This window comes from Flavobacterium aureirubrum, assembly GCF_038739835.1.
In the GTDB taxonomy this organism is placed as follows: Bacteria; Bacteroidota; Bacteroidia; order Flavobacteriales; family Flavobacteriaceae; genus Flavobacterium; species Flavobacterium aureirubrum.
The window spans coordinates 116,425-138,616 of sequence record NZ_JBCGDO010000007.1; the positions used below are offsets into that span (position 1 = coordinate 116,425).

15 protein-coding genes are annotated in these 22,192 nt (G+C 34.9%); 12 read left to right on the forward strand and 3 right to left on the reverse strand.

What is annotated here, in order from left to right; genetic code table 11:
• Nucleotides 1–2,556, reverse strand: a complete 2,556-nt coding sequence (gene gyrA / locus WFZ85_RS07575) for a DNA gyrase subunit A (RefSeq protein WP_342695678.1) — start codon at nucleotides 2,554–2,556, stop codon at nucleotides 1–3.
• A 262-nt stretch (nucleotides 2,557–2,818) separates the two neighbouring features.
• Between gyrA and WFZ85_RS07580 the strand changes: the two genes are divergently transcribed.
• The 6 genes from WFZ85_RS07580 to WFZ85_RS07605 all read left to right on the forward strand — a co-directional run bounded on the left by WFZ85_RS07580 (nucleotide 2,819) and on the right by WFZ85_RS07605 (nucleotide 8,762).
• The gene (locus WFZ85_RS07580) at nucleotides 2,819–5,362 is read left to right on the forward strand and encodes an ATP-dependent Clp protease ATP-binding subunit (protein ID WP_342695679.1); all 2,544 of its coding nucleotides are present in this window, start codon (nucleotides 2,819–2,821) and stop codon (nucleotides 5,360–5,362) included.
• A 100-nt stretch (nucleotides 5,363–5,462) separates the two neighbouring features.
• The gene (gene rimK / locus WFZ85_RS07585; RefSeq protein ID WP_342695680.1) at nucleotides 5,463–6,842 is read left to right on the forward strand and encodes a 30S ribosomal protein S6--L-glutamate ligase; all 1,380 of its coding nucleotides are present in this window, start codon (nucleotides 5,463–5,465) and stop codon (nucleotides 6,840–6,842) included.
• Complete coding sequence (locus WFZ85_RS07590; protein WP_342695681.1) at nucleotides 6,835–7,419, forward strand: TMEM175 family protein; 585 nt, start codon at nucleotides 6,835–6,837, stop codon at nucleotides 7,417–7,419. The genes rimK and WFZ85_RS07590 overlap by 8 nt, the downstream gene beginning before the upstream one ends.
• Nucleotides 7,419–8,204, forward strand: coding sequence for a DUF1304 domain-containing protein (locus WFZ85_RS07595; protein ID WP_342695682.1), 786 nt, complete (start codon nucleotides 7,419–7,421; stop codon nucleotides 8,202–8,204). Before WFZ85_RS07590 ends, WFZ85_RS07595 begins: the two co-directional genes overlap by 1 nt.
• Nucleotides 8,205–8,338: 134 nt before the next feature.
• Nucleotides 8,339–8,551 carry a hypothetical protein gene (locus WFZ85_RS07600; RefSeq protein WP_342695683.1) on the forward strand — a complete coding sequence of 71 codons (213 nt, stop codon included), beginning with the start codon at nucleotides 8,339–8,341 and terminating at the stop codon, nucleotides 8,549–8,551.
• A 4-nt stretch (nucleotides 8,552–8,555) separates the two neighbouring features.
• Nucleotides 8,556–8,762, forward strand: coding sequence for a DUF2283 domain-containing protein (locus WFZ85_RS07605; protein ID WP_342695684.1), 207 nt, complete (start codon nucleotides 8,556–8,558; stop codon nucleotides 8,760–8,762).
• Here WFZ85_RS07605 and hutH read toward each other — a convergent pair.
• Complete coding sequence (gene hutH, locus WFZ85_RS07610) at nucleotides 8,759–10,261, reverse strand: histidine ammonia-lyase (protein WP_342695685.1); 1,503 nt, start codon at nucleotides 10,259–10,261, stop codon at nucleotides 8,759–8,761. The genes WFZ85_RS07605 and hutH overlap by 4 nt on opposite strands.
• A gap of 394 nt (nucleotides 10,262–10,655) precedes the next feature.
• Between hutH and thrA the strand changes: the two genes are divergently transcribed.
• The 5 genes from thrA (at nucleotide 10,656) to WFZ85_RS07635 (ending at nucleotide 18,203) form a co-directional block, all read left to right on the forward strand.
• Nucleotides 10,656–13,103, forward strand: coding sequence for a bifunctional aspartate kinase/homoserine dehydrogenase I (gene thrA, locus WFZ85_RS07615; RefSeq protein WP_342695686.1), 2,448 nt, complete (start codon nucleotides 10,656–10,658; stop codon nucleotides 13,101–13,103).
• Between the two features lie 83 nt (nucleotides 13,104–13,186).
• A complete protein-coding gene (locus WFZ85_RS07620; protein ID WP_342695687.1) occupies nucleotides 13,187–14,107 on the forward strand; it encodes a homoserine kinase in 921 nt (306 codons plus the stop codon).
• A gap of 69 nt (nucleotides 14,108–14,176) precedes the next feature.
• On the forward strand, nucleotides 14,177–15,463 hold the full coding sequence (thrC, locus tag WFZ85_RS07625) for a threonine synthase (RefSeq protein ID WP_342695688.1): 1,287 nt from the start codon (nucleotides 14,177–14,179) through the stop codon (nucleotides 15,461–15,463).
• Between the two features lie 200 nt (nucleotides 15,464–15,663).
• Nucleotides 15,664–16,806 carry a hypothetical protein gene (locus WFZ85_RS07630; RefSeq protein ID WP_342695689.1) on the forward strand — a complete coding sequence of 381 codons (1,143 nt, stop codon included), beginning with the start codon at nucleotides 15,664–15,666 and terminating at the stop codon, nucleotides 16,804–16,806.
• Nucleotides 16,807–17,018: 212 nt separating this feature from the next.
• Entirely contained in the window at nucleotides 17,019–18,203 is a 1,185-nt protein-coding gene (locus tag WFZ85_RS07635) for a hypothetical protein (protein WP_342695690.1), read from the forward strand.
• 44 nt (nucleotides 18,204–18,247) lie between these two features.
• On the opposite strand, the gene ytxJ is transcribed toward WFZ85_RS07635, so the two are convergent.
• On the reverse strand, nucleotides 18,248–18,634 hold the full coding sequence (ytxJ, locus tag WFZ85_RS07640) for a bacillithiol system redox-active protein YtxJ (protein WP_342695691.1): 387 nt from the start codon (nucleotides 18,632–18,634) through the stop codon (nucleotides 18,248–18,250).
• 274 nt (nucleotides 18,635–18,908) lie between these two features.
• Here ytxJ and clpB point away from each other — a divergent pair, with 274 nt between their 5' ends.
• Nucleotides 18,909–21,524 (forward strand): ATP-dependent chaperone ClpB, encoded by a 2,616-nt coding sequence (gene clpB / locus WFZ85_RS07645; RefSeq protein ID WP_342695692.1) that lies wholly within the window; start codon nucleotides 18,909–18,911, stop codon nucleotides 21,522–21,524.
• Nucleotides 21,525–22,192: the final 668 nt, after the last annotated feature.

Below are 22,192 nucleotides of genomic sequence, written 5' to 3' on the forward strand. Positions count from 1 at the left end.
TTATTCATTAGGTTCAATATTATCGTCAGAAGCTTCAAACTCACTAGAATCTGCTAAATCGTCGCCTACAACTTCGTCACTTTCCACAGCATCTTCTTTCATAACTTTGGTTACAGCTGCAATAGAGTCACTTCCTTTAATATTAATTAATCGAACACCTTGAGTAGCTCTTCCCATAACTCTCAAATCTGAAACTTCCATTCTGATTGTCAATCCTGATTTATTTATAATCATTAAATCATCTTCATCTGTCACGGCATTAATTGAAATCAAAGCACCTGTTTTCTCAGTAATGTTCAAAGTTTTCACTCCTTTTCCACCGCGGTTTGTAATACGATAAACATCTTCACCATCTTCATCTACTAGTTTAGTTCGTTTACCATAACCGTTTTCAGTAACTACTAAAAGTTGGGTATCGTTGATATCATCTTTGTTTACAGAAACCATACCAATTACTTCGTCTCTGTCATCAGCAAGAGTAATTCCACGAACTCCCGAGGCTGTTCTTCCCATTGGACGGGTTTTCTCTTCTTCAAAACGAACTAATTTTCCAGATTTAACAGCAATCAACACCTGACTTTCACCATTGGTTAATTTAGCTTCCATCAATTCATCGTCTTCTCTAATAGTTATGGCGTTGATACCATTTTGACGCGGACGGGAATATTGTTCCAATGGCGTTTTCTTTACTTGACCTTGTTTGGTCGCCATGATGACGTATTGACTATTAATGTATTCTTCATCTTTCAAATCTTGTGTGCAAATGAAAGCTTTTACTTTATCATCACTTTCAATATTGATTAGGTTTTGAATAGCGCGACCTTTACTAGTTTTGCTTCCTTCTGGGATTTCATAAACTCGCATCCAGAAACATTTTCCTTTTTGGGTAAAGAATAATAAATATTGGTGATTAGTGGCAACAAATAAATGCTCTAAGAAATCTTGATCTCTTGTTCCCGCACTTTTTTGACCAACTCCTCCTCTATTTTGTGTTTTATATTCTGAAAGATTTGTTCGTTTAATATAACCTGCATGCGAAATAGTAATTACTACATTTTCATCGGCAATCAAATCTTCTATACTAACATCGCCACCAGAGTATTCAATTATAGAACGACGCTCGTCTCCATACTTATCTCTGATTTCAATCAATTCTTCTTTAATCAACTGCATTCTTAATTCTTTGCTTGACAACAAATCTTTCAAGTGCTGAATTAATTTCATTATTTCTTCATATTCAGCTCTCAACTTATCTTGCTCAAGACCAGTTAGCTGACGAAGACGCATTTCAACTATCGCTCTCGCTTGAATTTCAGACAATGTAAAACGTTCAATTAATTTTGACCTTGCTTCATCTCCATCTTTTGAAGAACGAATTAAGGCAATAACTTCATCGATATTATCAGATGCAATGATTAAACCCTCTAAAATATGAGCTCTTTCTTCTGCTTTTCTTAATTCAAATTGTGTTCTTCTAATAACAACATCATGGCGATGTTCCACAAAATAATGAATTAAATCTTTCACGTTTAACATTTGCGGTCTTCCATTGACTAACGCAATATTATTGACACTGAAAGAAGATTGTAATTGTGTAAATTTATAAAGCGTATTTAAAACTACATTTGGAACCGCGTCACGTTTTAATTCATAAACGATACGCATTCCGTTTCTGTCAGACTCGTCCCGGATATTTGATATTCCTTCTATCTTTTTTTCATTAATCAAATCGGCAGTTTTCTTGATCATGTCTGCCTTATTCACCTGATATGGAATTTCTGAAACTATGATAGCATCTTTTCCATTTGACTCTTCAAAACTAATTTTGGCACGAATAACAATTCGTCCTCTACCCGTCTTAAATGCTTCACGCACGCCTTCCATTCCATAAATAATTCCTCCAGTTGGAAAATCGGGTGCTTTTATATGTGTGATTAACTCATCAATTTCAATATCATTATTGTCAATATAAGCCAAAGTTCCGTCTATAACTTCTGTTAAGTTATGAGGTGCCATGTTTGTCGCCATTCCAACCGCAATTCCCGATGCGCCATTTATCAACAAATTAGGAACTCTTGTTGGCATTACCTTAGGCTCATACAAAGTGTCGTCAAAATTCAATTGAAAATCAACAGTTTCCTTGTCAATATCTGCCATAATGTCTTCTGACATTTTTTTCATTCTAGCTTCTGTATAACGCATTGCAGCTGGACTATCGCCATCAACTGAACCAAAATTACCTTGACCGTCAATTAACAAATAGCGCAAACTCCATTCTTGAGCCATACGAACCATAGCATCGTACACTGATGTATCACCATGCGGGTGATATTTACCTAAAACTTCTCCAACAATTCTCGCGGATTTTTTATGAGCTCTATTTGAAAAAACGCCTAAATCATACATTCCATACAATACTCTTCGGTGCACTGGTTTTAAACCATCACGCACATCAGGTAATGCTCTTGAGACAATTACAGACATCGAATAATCGATGTAAGCTGATTTCATTTCATCTTCAATATTTATCGGAATTAACTTTTCTCCGTCAGCCATAGTGGTATAAATTATTTATAAAAATTAGTTAAAGTTCAAAACGTGCTAATATAGACTATTTAGAAAAATTATATTTGTTTTTTAATTGCAAATTTAAACGATTTATTAACAAATCAGGGTTGTTATTTGGTTAATAAATATGTTGCATCAATGACAATATTATTGACTTTTTTTTGTCTATTAGCTGACAGTACTTTGAGACGGAATGATTTTTGCTAATTTTATGGATTATAATTAAATTTACATTACCAATATTATTTATATGGATGATAATTTTTCACCGAGAGTTAAAGATGTAATTACATACAGTAAAGAAGAGGCCTTGCGTTTAGGACACGATTTTATTGGTACAGAACATCTTATGCTTGGCATATTGAGAGATGGAAATGGTAAAGCAATTGCTATTTTAAACAATTTATCTGTTGACTTAGATCATTTAAGAAAAAAAGTAGAGATTTTAAGTCCGGCAAATCCAAATGTCGAAATTAGCAATGAAAAGAAAAATTTACATTTAACTCGTCAAGCAGAGCGTGCTTTAAAAACCACTTTTTTAGAGGCAAAAGTATTTCAAGCGAATTCTATAAGTACCGCGCACCTGCTATTATGTATCTTAAGAAATGAAAATGATCCAACAACCAAACTACTGCATCGTCTAAAAATAGACTATAACGTAGTTAAAGAACAATATATAAATATGACACCCAGCGAAGAAGATTTTACAGACAATCTGCCTCGAAATGAATCGTATAATGACGACTCAGGTCAAGATGACAGTTTAAAAGAAGGAAGTTTTAACAATCCTGCGAATAAAACCAATAAAAAGTCGAAAACTCCTGTTTTGGATAATTTTGGTCGCGATTTAACAGAAATGGCCGAAGAGGGAAAACTAGATCCTGTTGTAGGTCGTGAAAAAGAAATAGAACGTGTTTCTCAAATTTTAAGTCGTAGAAAGAAAAATAATCCATTATTAATTGGTGAACCTGGAGTTGGAAAATCTGCCATTGCCGAAGGTCTAGCTTTGCGAATTATTCAAAAGAAAGTGTCGCGAATTCTATTTAATAAAAGAGTAGTTACATTGGATTTAGCTTCTCTCGTTGCCGGAACAAAATATCGTGGACAGTTTGAAGAACGAATGAAAGCAGTAATGAATGAGTTGGAGAAAAATGATGACATTATTCTTTTCATTGACGAAATTCACACTATAGTTGGTGCTGGTGGTGCAACGGGTTCGCTTGATGCCTCAAATATGTTTAAACCTGCTTTAGCAAGAGGTGAAATACAATGTATTGGTGCAACAACGCTTGATGAATATAGACAGTATATTGAAAAAGACGGTGCATTGGAAAGACGTTTTCAAAAAGTAATTGTAGAGCCAACATCGGTTGAGGAAACTATTACTATTCTAAATAATGTTAAAAATAAATACGAAGATCACCATAACGTAATTTATACTGACGAAGCCATTGAAGCTTGTGTTAAACTGACCAACAGATACATGTCGGAACGATTTCTTCCTGATAAAGCTATTGATGCTATGGACGAAGCAGGTTCAAGGGTTCATATTACCAATATTGATGTACCGAAGCAAATTTTAGATTTAGAACGTCAATTGGAAGAGGTTAGAGAACTTAAAAATTCTGTAGTCAAAAAACAGAAATATGAAGAAGCAGCAAAGTTACGCGATGATGAAAAACGATTAGAAAAAGACCTAGCTATCGCTCAAGAACAGTGGGAAGAAGACTCTAAAAGTAATCGAATAAAAGTTACCGAAGATAATGTGGCTGACGTTGTCTCCATGATGACAGGAATTCCTGTAAACAGAATTGCGCAAACCGAAAGCAACAAATTAGCACATCTACCTGAACTTATAAAAGGTAAAGTTATCGGACAGAACGAAGCGGTTTTAAAAATTTCTCGTTCTATTCAGCGTAATCGTGCTGGGCTAAAAGATCCAAATCGACCTATTGGTTCCTTTATTTTCTTAGGTCAAACAGGAGTTGGAAAAACGCAATTGGCAAAAGTTTTGGCAAAAGAATTATTTGACTCCGAAGATGCTTTAATCAGAATTGACATGAGTGAATACATGGAGAAATTTGCAATTTCAAGACTAATTGGTGCACCTCCAGGTTATGTGGGTTATGAAGAAGGTGGACAACTGACCGAAAAAGTAAGAAGAAAACCTTACTGTGTTGTACTTTTAGATGAAATTGAAAAAGCGCATCCCGATGTTTTCAACATGATGCTTCAAGTTTTAGATGATGGTTATTTAACCGATAGTTTAGGAAGAAAAATAGATTTCAAAAACACTATTATCATCATGACTTCCAATGTTGGTGCACGTCAATTAAAAGATTTTGGACAAGGCGTTGGTTTTGGAACGGCGGCAAAAGTAGCACAAGCCGATGATCACTCAAAAAGTGTAGTCGAAAATGCTTTGAAGAAAACATTTGCACCAGAATTCTTGAACAGAATTGACGACGTAATTGTTTTCAATCCATTAGAAAAACACGATATCGATTTAATCATTGAAATCGAGTTGAAAAAACTTTATGGCCGAATAGAAGAGTTGGGATATAAACTTAATCTATCTGACACTGCCAAAGCATTTATTGCAGACAAAGGTTTTGATAAACAATTTGGCGCTCGACCATTGAAAAGAGCTATTCAAAAATATGTAGAAGATGCACTAGCAGAAGAAATTATTACTTCTAAAATTGCATCGGGTGACGAAATATTTATGGATTTGGACGAAACCGCGCAAGAGTTGACGGTAAAAATTCAAAAAGCAGAAAAGCCTACAAAGTAAAATAGTTTACCAATTAATTTAAAACCATTAAGAGATTAAGAAAAATTAAGTATTATTACTTAATGAAACTTAAGTTCTTAATGGTTTAATTTTTTTAAAAATGCCACAAAACAAAATCATATTAGGTTCAGAAGAATGGTGTTCTTTTCCTGAACTCGGAATTCCCGCTATAAAAGCAAGAGTAGACTCAGGTGCAAAAACATCAGCACTGCATGCAATCAACATTGCACCTTTTATCAAAGATGATGAAAACTGGGTGAAATTTGATATCAATCCCATTCAAAATAATTTGAAAACAGTAATTCATTGTCAAGCACGATTAATTGACAAACGCATTGTCAAAAGCTCAAGTGGATTTCGTGAACAACGCTATGTTATTCAAACCACTTTAAAAATTGGAATTGAAAGTTGGGAAATTGAAATGACATTAACCAATCGAGACTCAATGGGATTTAGAATGCTTTTAGGTCGTGAAGCCATGAGTGGCAGAATTTTAGTAGACCCAGAACAAAAATACCTACTAGGACAAACCACAAGCGAAAGTTTAAAGAGTTTATACATTAATGCAATAGTAAACAAATCTGGACTTCGCATTGGTCTTTTAGCTAGTAATCCTGAATTATACAGTAATAAGCGTATCATGGAAGCTGGAGAAATGCGCGGACACGAAATGCATTTTTTGAACATCAAAGAATGTTACATGAAGCTCGACGCTGACAAACCCGAAATTCATTATCGCGGCGGAAAAATTCTAGATAATTTTGATGCAATTATCCCTAGAATTCGTCCAAGTATTACGTTTTATGGTTGTGCGTTAACACGACAATTTGAAGCGATGAAAGTCTATTGTTTGAACTCTGCCGCAGCTATTACGCAATCGCGTGACAAACTTTTTTCGTTACAATTACTTTTGCATCATGGTGTTGATATTCCTACCACAGGATTTGCCAATTCGCCATTGGATACAGATGATTTGATAAAAATGGTTGGTGGTTCGCCCTTGATTGTAAAACTTTTAGAAGGCACTCAAGGAAAAGGAGTTGTTTTAGCTGAAACAAAAAAAGCAGCCGAATCAGTAATCAACGCCTTTAAAAGTTTGAATGCTAATATTTTGGTGCAAGAATTTATAAAGGAAGCCAATGGAAAAGATTTACGCCTTTTTGTAGTTGATGGAAAAGTAGTCGCTGCCATTCAACGTGAAGCCGCGGCAGGTGAATTTAGAGCCAATATTCACATGGGCGGAACAGCATCTGTTATTAAACCTACTGCCGATGAAAAACGAATTGCCATTAAAGCGGCAAAAGCAATGGATTTAAAAGTGGCTGGAGTTGATATAATTCGCTCATCAAAAGGACCGCTTTTACTAGAAGTTAATTCATCTCCGGGATTAGAAGGAATTGAAGGTGCAACCAATAAAGACATTGCTGGTGAAATGATTAAAGCCATTGAAAAGAATTTCAAATTAAAACAAGATGAATAAAAATCGGTTAGAAGCATTTAGTGATGGTGTTTTAGCTATTATTATTACAATAATGGTTTTGGGCTTACAAATGCCTAACGAACTTAATAGCGAAACATTATGGTCGCTTTTTCCAGTATTTGAAAGTTATGTTTTAAGCTTTTTATACATTGGTATTTATTGGAACAACCATCACCATTTAATTCATACAGTTACACATGTAAACGGAAAAATTTTGTGGGCAAATTTAAATTTATTGTTTTGGCTTTCACTCATTCCATTTTGTACATTGGCAGTAGGAAAATTTAATTTCGACAGTATTTCCATGTTTCTTTACGGGATAAATCTATGTTGTTGTGGCATTAGTTATGCTATTTTACAACATCAAATAATTGTTAAACATGGAAAAAATCACCTGTTGTATAAAGCCGTTCAAAAAGATGTTAAAGGAAAACTGTCTGTAATTGGGTATATAATTGGGATTGCCTTTTCATTTTATTATCCTTGGATTTCTGGATTTATCTATTTGGCAATTGCTTTGTTATGGATTATTCCCGACAAGAGAATTGAAAAAATTATTAACGAAAACAATAAATAATGAATGTTTTTTCTCAAATTATAATAGGGTTTATTGCCGTTATACATATTTATATATTTTGGCTCGAAATGTTTGCTTGGACTACTCGCGGACGTAAAGTTTTTAAAACTATTCCCACAGATATGTTTGAAAAGACAAAAGTCATGGCTGCCAATCAAGGATTGTATAACGGATTTCTAGCTGTGGGATTGCTTTGGTCTTTATTTATAACAGATCTTACATGGAGTAAAAACGTGGCTATCTTCTTTTTATCCTGTGTTTTAGTTGCTGGGATTTATGGCACAATTACAGTTTCTAAAAGAATATTTTTTGTACAAAGTGTTCCTGCAATATTGGGATTGTTGAGTTTAATTAATTTTTCGAACGATATTGAGAAAAAAGACATTATATCTAATAAGAAACAAGTAGTAATCAATGAATTTAAAAAAACCGATAATTTCAAGAAAACAAGAAGTTATACTGATAAAATAATCATTAAACATTACAAACTGGACAAACCTGCTGTTTTAGAAAATTTATCAAATATGGTTTGGCAAAATACAATTAAAGATAGGAATGAAATATTTGAATTTAATTCACTTTTTGACAATGTCAAAAACGGAGGATATTGTTGTTGTTATAAAACGAACTATACAGTAACTTTCTATAAAAATAACCAAGAGCTTCAAACATATAATGTAGATAATATATCCTTCAAAAATAAAATACTTTTTTTTGATAAAAGCTACCAAACTTCTTATGAAATTCCATTCAAAAAATGGGATGAATTTTTATCTAAAATATAAAGATGCTTTTGTTTTTAAAAAATTTTACTCACACAACTCAATCAAAACAATATAGTTTTGAATTTACAAATAAAATTGACTAATTTTGAATTGAAGCTTTTAAACCTATAAAATGAAATACACTCAATATTTTTTTGGCTACTCGTGAAAGAGAAGATAGAAAAGATATTGAATTAAAATGGATTGAATATGTTTTTAACAATCCTATTTTTGAAGAAATTCAAACAGATGGCAGAATAAAACGTTGGGCTTATATAGAGGAAGTGCAAAAATATTTAAGAATTATTATTTTAGAAGATAAAATAACCATTCACAACGCATTTTTCGATAGAAATTTTAAAATTTAAAACTATGAAAATTACTTTTTTTGAGGACACAGATACCTTGTTAGTTTATTTCAATGATAATAAAATTGTTGAAAATAAGGATATTAATGAAAATACTATAATCGAATTAGATACTGACGGTAAGGTTGTTTCATTAACTATTGAACATGCCAAAAATCAAACTGAAATCTCTTCTTTTTCATTTAATCAAGTGGCAAAATTAGCTATCTAATCCTCCAACTCAATCAAAAAACTATTCAAAAACGCCACAGAATTCTCAATATCATAATGCAGAATTCTATCTTCATGCACCAATGGCACATCTTCTCTATACGATTTCAAAAATAGTTCTATAAATTCACTCGATTGTAATGGTCTTCTAAATTCAATAGCTTGTGAAGCATTCATCAATTCGATAGCTAGAATGCGCTCCAAGTTTTCCATAATTTTCAAACACTTCGTTGCAGCGTTTGCTCCCATCGATACGTGATCTTCTTGTCCATTACTCGATACAATACTGTCAACACTTGCTGGAGTAGCCAATTGTTTGTTCTGACTGGCAATACTTGCCGCCGTATATTGAGGAATCATAAAACCAGAATTCAATCCTGGATTGTCAATTAAAAAAGCGGGCAAACCTCTCAAACCCGATATCAATTGATAGGTTCTTCTTTCAGAAATACTTCCTAATTCTGATAAAGCAATCGCTAGGAAATCTAGAGCTAATGCTAATGGTTGTCCATGAAAATTACCACCAGAAATAATTACATCTTCACCAATAAAAACATTAGGATTATCAGTAACCGAATTGATTTCGGTTTTAAAAACTTTCTTGGCATATTCTATCGCATCTTTCGAAGCGCCATGCACTTGCGGAATGCAACGAAAAGAATATGGATCTTGAACATGTTGTTTTTCTTGCGTAATTATTTGGCTTCCTTCCAATAGTTCATTCATTCGTTTAGCCGTTAGAATCTGACCTTTATGTGGTCGAATGTTATGAATTAATTCATTAAATGGTTCTATTCGACCATCAAAACCTTCTAAAGAAATAGCCGAAATCAAATCGGCTAAATAAGAATATTTCATAGCTTTCAACACGATGTAACAGCCATAGGCACTCATAAATTGTGTTCCGTTCAACAACGCCAATCCTTCTTTGGATTGCAAGACAATAGGTTGCCAATTGAAGTGTTCTAAAATTGCTGAAGACTGAACTTTTTTACCTTCAAAATACACTTCGCCTTCGCCTAATAATGGTAATGATAAATGGGCTAACGGCGCCAAATCGCCACTCGCGCCTAGTGAACCTTGAGTATAAATTACAGGAAGAATATCATTATTATAAAAATCAATCAAACGTTCCACCGTTTGTAATTGCACACCAGAATGTCCATAACTTAACGATTGTATTTTTAACAACAACATTAATTTTACAATTGCAGCAGGCACTTCATCTCCAGTGCCACAAGCATGTGATTTCACCAAATTTTCTTGTAATCGTGATAAATTTTCATTGGATATTTTCACATTACATAACGAACCAAATCCCGTGTTTATACCATAAATTGGTTTATCGTTCGATGCCATTTTAGTATCTAAATAGTCTCGGCACTTTTCGATATTTATTTTGACTTCTTCTGATAGAAAAAGGGTTTTATTGTGAGAAATAATTTCTTGTAGAGTCTCTAAGCTCAATACTTCAGTGGTAATATAATGCGAATGTTCCATTGGTAATTAATAAATTGTTTTCAAAATTCCATAAACAATAGTTAATACACAAGTTTTGTAACTACTATTTATTGAGAATTTGATAATAAAAAAACCATAACATAATTAAAATATTAACATTTATTTACTCATTTTAATAATACTGCGATATTCATAAAAATAGCAGCAACTCTTTTTTAATCCACAAAAAGTAGTATTTTTGAAAATCATGTGGCGTACAAAAGACATATTCTCTCTAGCATCAACAACTAAAACCTTAGTTGCAACTACTGTTGCTACCACAACAACTACAACCCCTTTTGGGGTATAATCATATCATATAATCCAATTACAGATTCTTTCCATGACGAGAGAAAAAAAATAATGACTTTATATTTTCCTAAAAAATAGAATAATGATAGTATTAAAATTTGGCGGAACTTCTGTAGCCAATGCCCAAAATATTTCAAAAACAATCGATATTGTTTACAATAAAAGTAAAGAAAAAAAACTAGCTGTTGTCGTTTCTGCCTTTAGTGGCGTAACTGATTTGCTGATATTAGCAGGAAAAACGGCATCGGTAAAAGATAAAAGTTATAAAGATATCGTTAGTCAAATTGAAAAAAAACACAAAGACGCTATTGATGAATTAATCCCATTGAGCGAACAAAGTGATATTATTAACACGATTAACCACGAAATAAATCTCTTAAAAACTTTATTAGATGGTTGTTATCTTTTAGGTGAATTATCCAATAGAACTGCTGATATCGTCGCAGGATTTGGAGAATTGTTATCTTCTCAAATTATTGCCGTTGCCCTCAAACAAAAAGTAAGCAATTCCTCTTTTAAAGACAGTCGTGAAGTTATTAAAACCAACTCCAACTTTGGAAAAGCCAATGTGGATTTTGACATCACCAATACCTTGATTTCCGATTACTTTAAAAACAATGATTTCCAAGTAGTACTTTTTCCCGGATTTATTGCCTCTTCGGTTGATGGAAATACTACAACACTTGGTCGCGGTGGTTCTGATTATACTGCAGCCATTATTGCAGCAGCAGTAAAAGCTGAAGTATTAGAAATTTGGACCGATGTCAACGGAATGTTCACCTCCAATCCAAAAATTGTAAAACAAGCCCAACCTATAGAAACCATTTCCTATCAGGAAGCAATGGAATTGTCTCATTTTGGTGCCAAAGTATTATATCCGCCAACAATCCAACCAGTATTGAACGATAGCATTCCTATTTTCATCAAAAATACTTTCGAACCAGAAGTTTATGGAACGCTAATTTCTAACCATCCTGCAGCGACCAATAATCCTATCAAAGGAATTTCACATATCGACAATATTGCTTTGCTTACACTTGAAGGATCAGGAATGATAGGTGTTGCGGGTTCTTCCAAACGGTTATTTGAAGTGTTGTCTAACGAATCTATCAATGTCATTTTCATCACTCAAGCATCATCGGAACATTCCATTTGTATTGGTATTTTAAATGCCGATGCTGATAAAGCCAAAACAGCCATAGACAAAGCGTTTGAATTAGAAATAGCTCAAAATAAAATCGATGAATGCATTGTTGAGAAAGATTTATGTATCGTTGCCCTTGTAGGTGAAAGCATGAAAAATCACCAAGGCATTAGCGGAAAAATGTTTAGCACTTTAGGAAAAAACAATGTTAACATTCGCGCCATTGCACAAGGTGCTTCCGAAAGAAATATATCTGTCGTTGTTAATGAAAAAGACGTCAAAAAAGCACTAAACACGCTACACGAACGTTTCTTTGAAGACAACACCAAACAGTTAAACCTATTTGTAATGGGTATTGGAAATGTGGGCGAAAAATTCATTGACCAAATCAGTCAACAGAAAAAGTTCCTAAAAGAAAACCTTAAAATTAACCTTCGTGTCATAGCATTGTCCAACTCTCGTAAGATGGTTTTTGACGAAGAAGGAATTTATTTAAAAGACTGGAAAACTACTGTTGACCAAGGCGAAACAGCGAATGTGGATAATTTTATTGCTAGAGCAAAAGACCTAAATCTACGCAACAGTATTTTTGTTGACATTACTGCTAACTATGATATTGCCAACATTTACGATAAGTTTCTAAAAGAGAGTATTGCCGTAGTGACTTGTAACAAAATCGCTTGTTCGTCGGAATATGACAATTATAAAAACCTTAAAAATTTATCCCGTAAATACAACGCTCCTTTCCTATTTGAAACCAATGTTGGCGCAGGTTTGCCTATCATCGATACGTTAAAACACTTGATTGCTTCAGGTGATAAAGTGAATAGAATTAATGCCGTATTATCAGGAAGTTTGAACTTTATCTTTAATAATTTTAGCGAAACATATAACTTCCATGATGTGGTAAAAGAAGCAGGTATTCAAGGATTTACTGAACCTGACCCAAAGATAGATTTAAGTGGTGTGGATGTAGCCAGAAAGATACTAATCCTAATTCGCGAAAGTGGCTACAAAATGGAAATGGAAGACATTGTCAACAATTCATTCTTACCAAAAGAATGTATGGAAACTACCAATAATGATGATTTCTTCAAATCATTAATCAAACACGCTGCTCACTTTGATAATTTATTAGCTGAAGCTAAAGCCAAAAACAGCCGATTGAAATTTGTCGCGTCTTTTGAAAACGGAAAAGCAAGTGTTGGTTTGCAGTTCATACCATCGGATAGTCCGTTTTACAATCTAGAAGGAAAAGATAATATTGTACAGTTTTATACCGATAGATATGTAGACCAACCTTTATTAATAAAAGGTGCTGGTGCTGGTGCTGCTGTTACCGCATCGGGTATTTTTGCAGATGTAATTAGAATTGGAAATGTATAATTTATTGTTTGAAAAGTTTAATATCGTTTAAAATGGTTTAACAACCTTAAACGCTTAAACTTTTAAACCTTTAAACCTAAAAAATGACTGAAATCAAAATATTCTGCCCTGCTACTATCGCCAATCTCAATTGCGGATTTGACGTTATGGGTTTATGTCTCGAAGGTATTGGTGACGAAATGATAATTCGAAAAGTAGCAGACAAAGGCATCAGAATAACCAAAATAACAGGTGCCGATTTGCCATTGGAAACCGATAAAAACGTTGCTGGTGTTGCAGCTTTAGCAATTTTTAATGCTGCTAAACCCGACTGTGGTTTTGAAATCGAAATCCATAAAAAGATAAAAGCTGGTAGCGGAATAGGAAGTTCGTCAGCCAGTGCTGCTGGTGCTGTTTTTGGCATCAATGAACTTTTAGGAAAACCATTTACTCGTCACGAGTTGGTTGATTTTGCCATGAAAGGTGAAGCCATTGCCAGTGGTTCAGAACATGCCGATAATGTAGCGCCTTGTATTTTGGGAGGATTTACTCTTGTTCGTGGTTACAATCCTTTAGATGTAATTAAAATTGAAAGTCCAAGCGAAATTTACGCTGTAGTTTTACATCCTCACATAGAAGTGAAAACCTCTGACTCCCGAGCCATACTTTCGCCAATAATTGCATTGAAAGATGCCATTACTCAATGGGGAAATCTAGGCGGTTTAATAGCAGGTTTGTATTCCAAAGACTATGAACTAATCGGTCGTTCTTTGCAAGATGTAATTATCGAACCATTACGTAAAAAATTAATTCCTAACTTTGATGAAGTGAAAAATAGTGCACTTAATGCTGGTGCTTTGGGTGCAGGAATTTCTGGAGCTGGACCATCTATTTTTGCTTTATGCAAAGGGCAAGCGATTGCCGAGAAAGTAGCTTTTGCCATGAGTAGTAACTATTTAGATACTGGAATTCCTTTTGACATGCATGTATCAAGAGTGAACGATGAAGGGGTTAAAAAAATATAAGCTATACAAAGTACGATATACGAAGTAAAAAGTATATCGTACTTTGTATTTTGTAAATCGAAATTTAAAATGAAATACTTTAGTCTAAATAACAATTCACCAAAAGTAAGTTTTCAAGAAGCCGTAGTGTTCGGTTTAGCACCCGACAGAGGTTTGTATTTCCCAGAAAGCATTATACCACTACCCGATTCTTTCTTTCAAAATATTGAAAACCTTTCCCATAAGGAAATAGCTTTTGAAGCCATCAAACAGTTTGTAGGCGATGAAATCCCAGAAACGGAACTGAAACGTATCATAGCCGATACACTATGTTTTGACTTTCCGTGTGTGCCAGTGGAAGACAATGTTTATTCGTTAGAATTATTTCACGGTCCAACTATGGCATTTAAAGATGTTGGCGCTAGATTTATGTCTCGTTGTTTAGGCTATTTTAATCGTAACGATGATAAAAAAGTAACCGTTCTTGTAGCTACTTCTGGTGATACTGGTGGCGCAGTGGCTAGCGGATTTTTAGGTGTAAAAGGAGTTGAAGTTATCATATTATATCCTTCAGGTAAAGTGAGCGAAATACAAGAGCGTCAGCTTACTACATTGGGACAAAATATAAAAGCATTAGAAGTAGATGGGGTTTTTGACGATTGTCAAGATATGGTTAAGAAAGCTTTTTTGGACGATACTTTAAAACACAAAAACTTAACTTCGGCTAACTCTATCAACATAGCCCGTTGGCTACCACAAATGTTTTATATTTTCTTTGCGTACCAACAACTAAAGAAACAAAACAAACCAATTATTCTTTCTTGTCCTAGTGGCAACTTTGGAAACATTTGTGCTGGTATTATGGCAAAACGTTTAGGTTTGCCTATCGTCCATTTTGTTGCCTCAACCAATGCTAATGATACCGTGCCTCGCTTTTTAGAAAAAGGAAATTATGATCCAAAACCATCTATCGCAACCATTTCCAATGCAATGGACGTTGGTAATCCAAGTAATTTTATCCGAATTCAAGAGCTTTACCACTATGATTTAAATGAATTTAACAAGGACTTCTCTTCCTATAGTTTCACTGACAAGGAAACCGAAATAGCGATGAAAGATATTTATACTAAGACAAAATACATCGCCGAACCTCATGGTGCTGTGGGTTATCTTGGTTTGAAAAAGGAAATGAAAAAGCAACCCAACAGTGTTGGAGTATTTTTGGAAACTGCTCATCCTATAAAATTTTTAGATACTGTTGAACCTTTATTAGGTTTGAAGCTGCCTATTCCAAAACAAATAGAGAGTGTATTAGGTAAAGAAAAAGTTTCGGTTAAGATTGGTACTTATGAGGAATTGAAGGCATTTTTACAATAAACAACTTATTCCCTAATTGTAAAACCTGTGATTTGTTTTAGCCTCGAAGCTGGGAAAGGCACAAATTTTAATCTAAAGTGTATAATAACACCTCTCAACTGGGAATAACAAATGATTTTTTTTAAAATTATAAACTAATTTAATATAAATGTATATGCCTTTTTTTTAATTTTAGTTATTTTTATAAAAACTACTAGATTATGGAAGAAAATCAAAATGAAGAACAGTTTTTAGACAAGTACACTAAAGACAAGGTTGAAAAAGGTATCACAGAACTTATCGAAGAAAAGGAATTAAAAATCCATTGGCGAAAAGAGTTAGCTGAAAACAAGTCTGTACAAAGTTATTTTGAAGGTTTCCAACCACACTCTGTGGAGTCTTTTGTATCTAAATATATTCTGTATAAATTTATTGCGCATAGATATGCCGACATGTATAGCCGAAAAGCAGAAGATCGAAGAAGCAGATGGATTAATAAAGCGCATGAGCATTTAAGCTACATCCAACAAAAAAAACTATTTGACCTGCAATGTCTCTGGCGTGCAGAGCAAATTACATTACCTGAAATCGAAATTTGTTATGATTTTGAAGTTTGGGGTAGCACTATTTTCAAATGTCCTTTTCTAGAACCCATCACAAAAGAGGATATTAAACAATATCAGAATTTTTTAATGCAAAGCGAGGAATACTATGAGTTTGATACTTATACTGCGCAAGATTATGACGATATTAAAGCAGAATATTTAGGCACAGAGGAAGACTACGGCATTATGCCCGATTGGTATGAATACCATAACCTAATAACAGGTAATAGTTCGCTATTATTACTTCCCGATATTCGTGGGGAAAAAGAAGAATTTTACAGATCTTTTCAGTATAAAAAAAATAGCGAAGCAATTGCAAACGCTGAGCCAAGGGTAATAGACAATCGTCCATGCCTAAGTTGGCATGAAGAAAAAGATGTGAGATTTTTTTTTACTACTTTTGAAGATCGTGAAACCCAACTAAAGTTCGAAAATTACTTTGAAGATAAAAAAACAGAAAACCGAGATAGTATCGATGTTGATATTATACTTCAAGATATGATGGAGCAAGAAGAAACAATTCCCATCGACTCTCACTACGATTTTAAGGAAGCAATCATCAAAGCATATGTGAAATTCCGAAACAGAAAGCTAGCTGAGCATCTTGAAATTGCACACGAACAATATTTATTTAACCTAAAAATGGGATTTGAAATAGAACAAGAAAAACCGCTAGACAGAAGTATCAGAAAAATATGGATGCAACAAATTTTAGATGGTAGAGAAGCCAATGGTGAGCCAAGAAATCTAAATTTTTAATTGTTTACTATCAACTGAAACACAAAGTACATAACGAAGGAACAAAGTATACGAAGTTGCAATATTTATCTTGAAATCGCTGTATGAGATTAACTCAGCACAAATTGAAAGTGTATTGAACAAAAAAAACACACTAAAATCAAGACCATGAAGATCTAAAAACCTTTCTGGAAAGCTAATTCTTTTCCCTACTTTTGTTCAAAATCTAATCCATGAAAAAAATTACTTTTTTAATTGCTTTACTACTCATTATTACTTCATGCAGCGTCCGTCAAACAAGAGAAATGCTTACCTCAGGTGACTACGACGCAGCTATTCAAAATGCAGTGCAACAATTACGTAGCAATAAAAACGCCAAAGGCAAACAAGACTATGTTTACATACTCGAAGAAGCTTTTGCTAAAGCCAAAGAACGTGACTTGCGCGACATTACTATTTGGTTTAAAGATGCCAATCCACAAAACCTAGAGAAAATATACAACACCTACGTACTACTCAATTACCGTCAAGAGCAAATTCGTCCCTTGTTGCCCTTAAAATTACAACAAGAAGGTCGTGATGCGATTTTCCCTTTTGAGGATTACTCAGACCAATTGGCTAGCAGCAAAAACGCTCTGTCTAAATACCTTTACGACAACTCCAAAGCTTTGTTAATCAATAAAGACAAATTGATTATTCGTCGTGCGTACGATGATTTACTATACTTAGAGTCGCTCAATCCTGGATATAAGGATGTGGCGGCTTTGATTAATGAGGCGAGAAACAAAGGCACCGATTATGTTTCTGTTTATACAAAAAACGAAACTAATATGGTGATTCCTATTCGTCTCGAAAACGACTTGTTAGACTTCAGTACCTATGGTTTGGACGATAAATGGACGGTATATCACAGCAATCGATTAAAAGATATCGATTACGATTTTGGCATTGTGGTTATCTTTCGTGCTATCAATATTTCGCCCGAACAAATAAAAGAGCGACAATTTGAAAAAGAAAAACAAGTTAAAGATGGTGTAAAAAACCTATTAGACGCCAATGGAAATGTAGTGAAAGACAGTCTTGGAAATCCCATTAAGGTGGATAATATGAAAACAGTACGCATCAGCATTTACGAATTCTCGCAAATAAAAGCCTGTCAAGTTGTGGCAAAAGTGGATTACATTAACTTCAGAACCAAACAATTAATTGAGACATTTCCATTAGGAAGTGAATTTGTTTTTAGTAATGTTTATGCCACTTTTAAAGGCGACAGAAGAGCATGCGAACAAGATTATTATCCCAATTTTGACCGAAGAGCCGTTCCATTTCCTAGTAATGAGCAAATGGTTTTTGATACAGGCAATGATATCAAAGCCAAACTAAAAGACATCATCGTCAGAAATAAATTCAGGCGATAAAATGAAAAACCGTCTCGTTTTGAAACGACACGGTTTTTTATATACTATAAATATCGTTTCAAATCTTCTGCTTCAATATCGCTGTGTGAGGCACTGTAAATTGCAACGCCATTTTTAATTAGAATAAGCTGTGGTGATTGATGCATTACCTGAAATAACTCGGCTATTTCATTAGAAACATCGCGATGTTCTAATAAATCCAAGAAATAAGGCGTAACTTTAGTTTGCAAATTAAATTCGTTTTCAAATTGTTTCAACGCCATTCGGCTTACACTACATCGCGTACTGTGTTTAAAGATTACCACTGGAGTGGTCACTGACTCGTTAATAATTTCATTCAATTGACCTAAGTCAGTTAATACTCGCCAAGAAATATTCGAATTTGTATTAGAAGCTTCAGAACTACCAAATAGGCTATTAAATATGCTCATTTTGTCTGTATTAGTGTCATTTTGGCATTGAAACAGGATTTAAATCATTGGTTTCAAGACATTTTGACTGTAATTGTATATTGGAACATAAATTGTCCCATCGTCAGCAAATATATCATTTATCACTAGCAATTGCAATAACAAATTCAATTTCAAAAATTTGTATCAATTTTAAAAATCAATTTTACTAATTTCTCTAATTTCTTAAAATCTGTGTCCCTAAAAAACTAATCACTTATCACTATTCACTAATAACTAATAATAACTCACAACAATGAACATCAACAAATTTACCATCAAATCGCAAGAAGCTTTGCAACAAGCACAGCAAATTGCACAAAGTTTTGGACAACAACAGCTCGAAAACGAACACATTTTCAAAGGCATTTTGGAAGTCGATGAAAATGTAACACCTTTTATTCTGAAAAAACTCAATGTGAATGTGGAGCTTTTCAAGAAAATATTGGATAGCACTATTCAAAGTTTTCCAAAAGTTTCGGGTGGCGAGATTATGTTTTCTCGTGATGCTGGAACCACAGTGACGGAGGCTGAAATTATTGCCAAGAAAATGAACGACGAATTTGTTTCTATCGAACATTTGATTTTGGCCATCTTCAAATCAAAAAGTAAAGTAGCGCAGATAGTAAAAGACCAAGGCGTAACCTATTCTGGACTTGAAGCAGCGATTGCCGAAATCAGAAAAGGCGAAAGAGTAACTTCAGCATCAGCGGAGGAAACGTATAATGCGCTGAACAAATATGCCAAAAACTTAAACGAACTAGCACGAACAGGCAAACTCGACCCAGTTATTGGAAGAGATGAAGAAATCCGTCGTGTGTTGCAAATCCTTACGCGTCGTACTAAGAATAACCCAATGCTTGTGGGCGAACCTGGTGTGGGTAAAACAGCTATTGCCGAAGGTTTAGCGCACCGAATTGTGGATGGCGATGTGCCCGAGAATTTGAAAGGCAAAGTAGTCTATTCACTCGATATGGGTGCGCTGATTGCTGGCGCAAAATACAAAGGGGAATTTGAAGAACGACTAAAATCTGTTGTGAAAGAAGTAACTTCTGCGGAAGGTGATATTGTTTTGTTTATTGATGAAATCCATACCTTGGTTGGTGCTGGTGGTGGCGAAGGTGCGATGGATGCTGCTAATATTCTAAAACCAGCTTTGGCTCGTGGTGAATTGCGCGCCATTGGGGCAACTACTTTGGACGAATACCAAAAATATTTTGAGAAAGACAAAGCACTTGAAAGACGTTTCCAAAAAGTAATGGTCGATGAACCTGATACCGAAAGCGCCATTTCTATCCTTCGTGGGATTAAAGAAAAATATGAAACCCACCACAAAGTGCGTATCAAAGACGATGCTATTATTGCGGCAGTAGAACTGTCACAACGCTATATTACCAATCGTTTTCTTCCGGACAAAGCCATTGACTTGATGGACGAAGCGGCTTCTAAATTGCGTATGGAAATCAATTCGAAACCCGAGGAATTGGATGTTTTGGATAGAAAAATCATGCAGTTGGAAATTGAAATCGAAGCTATTAAGAGAGAAAATGACGAAACCAAACTGAAAGTTCTCGGAATGGATTTGGCCAACCTCAAAGAAGAGCGCAACGAGATTTTCACCAAATGGAAATCAGAGAAAGACGTGGTGGATAACATCCAAGCAGTAAAACAAGAAATTGAAGATTTCAAAACCGAAGCCGAACAAGCCGAGCGAAATGGCGATTACGGAAAAGTTGCCGAAATACGCTACGGCAAAATTAAAGACGCGCAAGAACGTTTGGATGCATTACAAGTTCAATTAGCAGAAAACCAAGCGGGTACTTCCTTAATCAAAGAAGAAGTTACTCGCGAAGACATCGCTGAAGTAGTAGCCAAATGGACTGGAATTCCAGTAATGAAAATGTTGCAAGGCGAAAGAGAAAAACTCTTGAAACTAGAAGACGAATTGCACCACAGAGTGGTTGGTCAAGAAGAAGCGATTGAAGCGGTGAGCGATGCTGTACGCCGCAGTCGTGCCGGATTGCAGGATATGAAAAAACCAATTGGTTCCTTCCTGTTTTTAGGAACTACTGGTGTAGGTAAAACCGAATTAGCCAAAGCATTAGCCGAATATCTATTTGACGATGAAAACGCTATGACCCGAATTGACATGAGTGAATACCAAGAACGCCACAGTGTGAGCCGTTTGGTGGGTGCACCTCCAGGATATGTGGGTTATGACGAAGGCGGACAATTGACGGAAGCGGTACGACGCAAACCCTACTCTGTTATTCTATTAGATGAGATTGAAAAAGCGCATCCTGATACGTTTAACATCTTATTACAAGTGTTGGACGAAGGCAGATTGACGGATAATAAAGGTCGTGTGGCTGATTTCAAGAATACCATTATTATTATGACTTCCAATATGGGAAGTGCCATTATACAAGAGAAATTTGAGTCCCGAGACTTCGGGATAAAAGGCAACATCGAAGCAGTTACCGAAGCTGCTAAAGTGGAAGTATTGGGCTTATTAAAACAAACTGTTCGCCCTGAGTTTATCAACCGTATTGATGAGATTGTGATGTTTACGCCGTTAACTAGTGCCAACATCAAACAGATTGTAGGTTTGCAGTTGAAAAGTGTAACCAAAATGTTAGCACACCAAAACATCACGATGGATGCAACGCCCGAGGCAGTTGATTATTTGGCGGAAAAAGGATACGACCCACAGTATGGTGCGCGACCAGTAAAACGAGTAATTCAACGTGAAGTGTTAAACCAACTCTCCAAAGAGATTTTGGCTGGGAAAGTTACTACCGATAGCATTATTTTACTAGATGCTTTTGACGGACAACTGGTGTTTAGAAACCAAAGCGAATTGGTTAATTAAAATTTTGATTTATATAAAGTGATTTTGTTTGAAAGTCCTGCAAAGTTGAAAAACGATGCGGGATTTTTTTTGGACACCATCCCACAAACTAAGTCTGTTAACAGTGCCATAGAGTTCCTTTTTCCGACGCCCGACTCCTTTTTCCGACGACTGTAAGTACGTTTCCGACGACTGTAAGATCATTTTCGACGACTGCAAGATCGTTTCCGACGACTGCAAGATCGTTTCCGACGCTCGACTCCTTTTTTCCGACGCCCAACTCTTTTTTCCGACGCCCAACCGTTTTTTCTCGCAAGACCACAAAGCATTTTCTATAAACACAATAATCCCTTCTTGTGTACTTTAACGTCTTTCACATATACTAAAATACCTGTAAGAAAAGTAAAAAACCTATTTTTTAACCTCGCTTATAATCCCAACACTTCGCGATAAACAAGCTCAATTTCTGGAATTATTTTAATTCCGAAACTTCGGGATAGTCTTTTGGAAAGTTATGCAACATCCTCGGCGTGCCCGATTTAATAGCCAAACTCAAAGCCTGGAACTCACCCTACAAGAGAAAAGGTTTGCTTTTGATAAAAACGACCTATATAAAGCTGTTTTTAGCCTCAATTCTTTTTAAAACCAGTCAAAGTAAATCAAAAATCAGCATGGCTTAAAACCCGTTT

What these genes read in the sequence shown, in the direction of transcription:
- thrA (WP_342695686.1), top strand. Translation starts at nt 10,656, where the DNA reads ATGATAGTATTAAAATTTGGCGGAACTTCTGTAGCCAATGCCCAAAAT.
- thrC (WP_342695688.1), top strand. Translation starts at nt 14,177, where the DNA reads ATGAAATACTTTAGTCTAAATAACAATTCACCAAAAGTAAGTTTTCAA.
- rimK (WP_342695680.1), top strand. Translation starts at nt 5,463, where the DNA reads ATGCCACAAAACAAAATCATATTAGGTTCAGAAGAATGGTGTTCTTTT.
- ytxJ (WP_342695691.1), bottom strand. Translation starts at nt 18,634, where the DNA reads ATGAGCATATTTAATAGCCTATTTGGTAGTTCTGAAGCTTCTAATACA.
- WFZ85_RS07590 (WP_342695681.1), top strand. Translation starts at nt 6,835, where the DNA reads ATGAATAAAAATCGGTTAGAAGCATTTAGTGATGGTGTTTTAGCTATT.
- WFZ85_RS07635 (WP_342695690.1), top strand. Translation starts at nt 17,019, where the DNA reads ATGAAAAAAATTACTTTTTTAATTGCTTTACTACTCATTATTACTTCA.
- gyrA (WP_342695678.1), bottom strand. Translation starts at nt 2,556, where the DNA reads ATGGCTGACGGAGAAAAGTTAATTCCGATAAATATTGAAGATGAAATG.
- WFZ85_RS07595 (WP_342695682.1), top strand. Translation starts at nt 7,419, where the DNA reads ATGAATGTTTTTTCTCAAATTATAATAGGGTTTATTGCCGTTATACAT.
- hutH (WP_342695685.1), bottom strand. Translation starts at nt 10,261, where the DNA reads ATGGAACATTCGCATTATATTACCACTGAAGTATTGAGCTTAGAGACT.
- WFZ85_RS07580 (WP_342695679.1), top strand. Translation starts at nt 2,819, where the DNA reads ATGGATGATAATTTTTCACCGAGAGTTAAAGATGTAATTACATACAGT.
- clpB (WP_342695692.1), top strand. Translation starts at nt 18,909, where the DNA reads ATGAACATCAACAAATTTACCATCAAATCGCAAGAAGCTTTGCAACAA.
- WFZ85_RS07620 (WP_342695687.1), top strand. Translation starts at nt 13,187, where the DNA reads ATGACTGAAATCAAAATATTCTGCCCTGCTACTATCGCCAATCTCAAT.
- WFZ85_RS07605 (WP_342695684.1), top strand. Translation starts at nt 8,556, where the DNA reads ATGAAAATTACTTTTTTTGAGGACACAGATACCTTGTTAGTTTATTTC.
- WFZ85_RS07630 (WP_342695689.1), top strand. Translation starts at nt 15,664, where the DNA reads ATGGAAGAAAATCAAAATGAAGAACAGTTTTTAGACAAGTACACTAAA.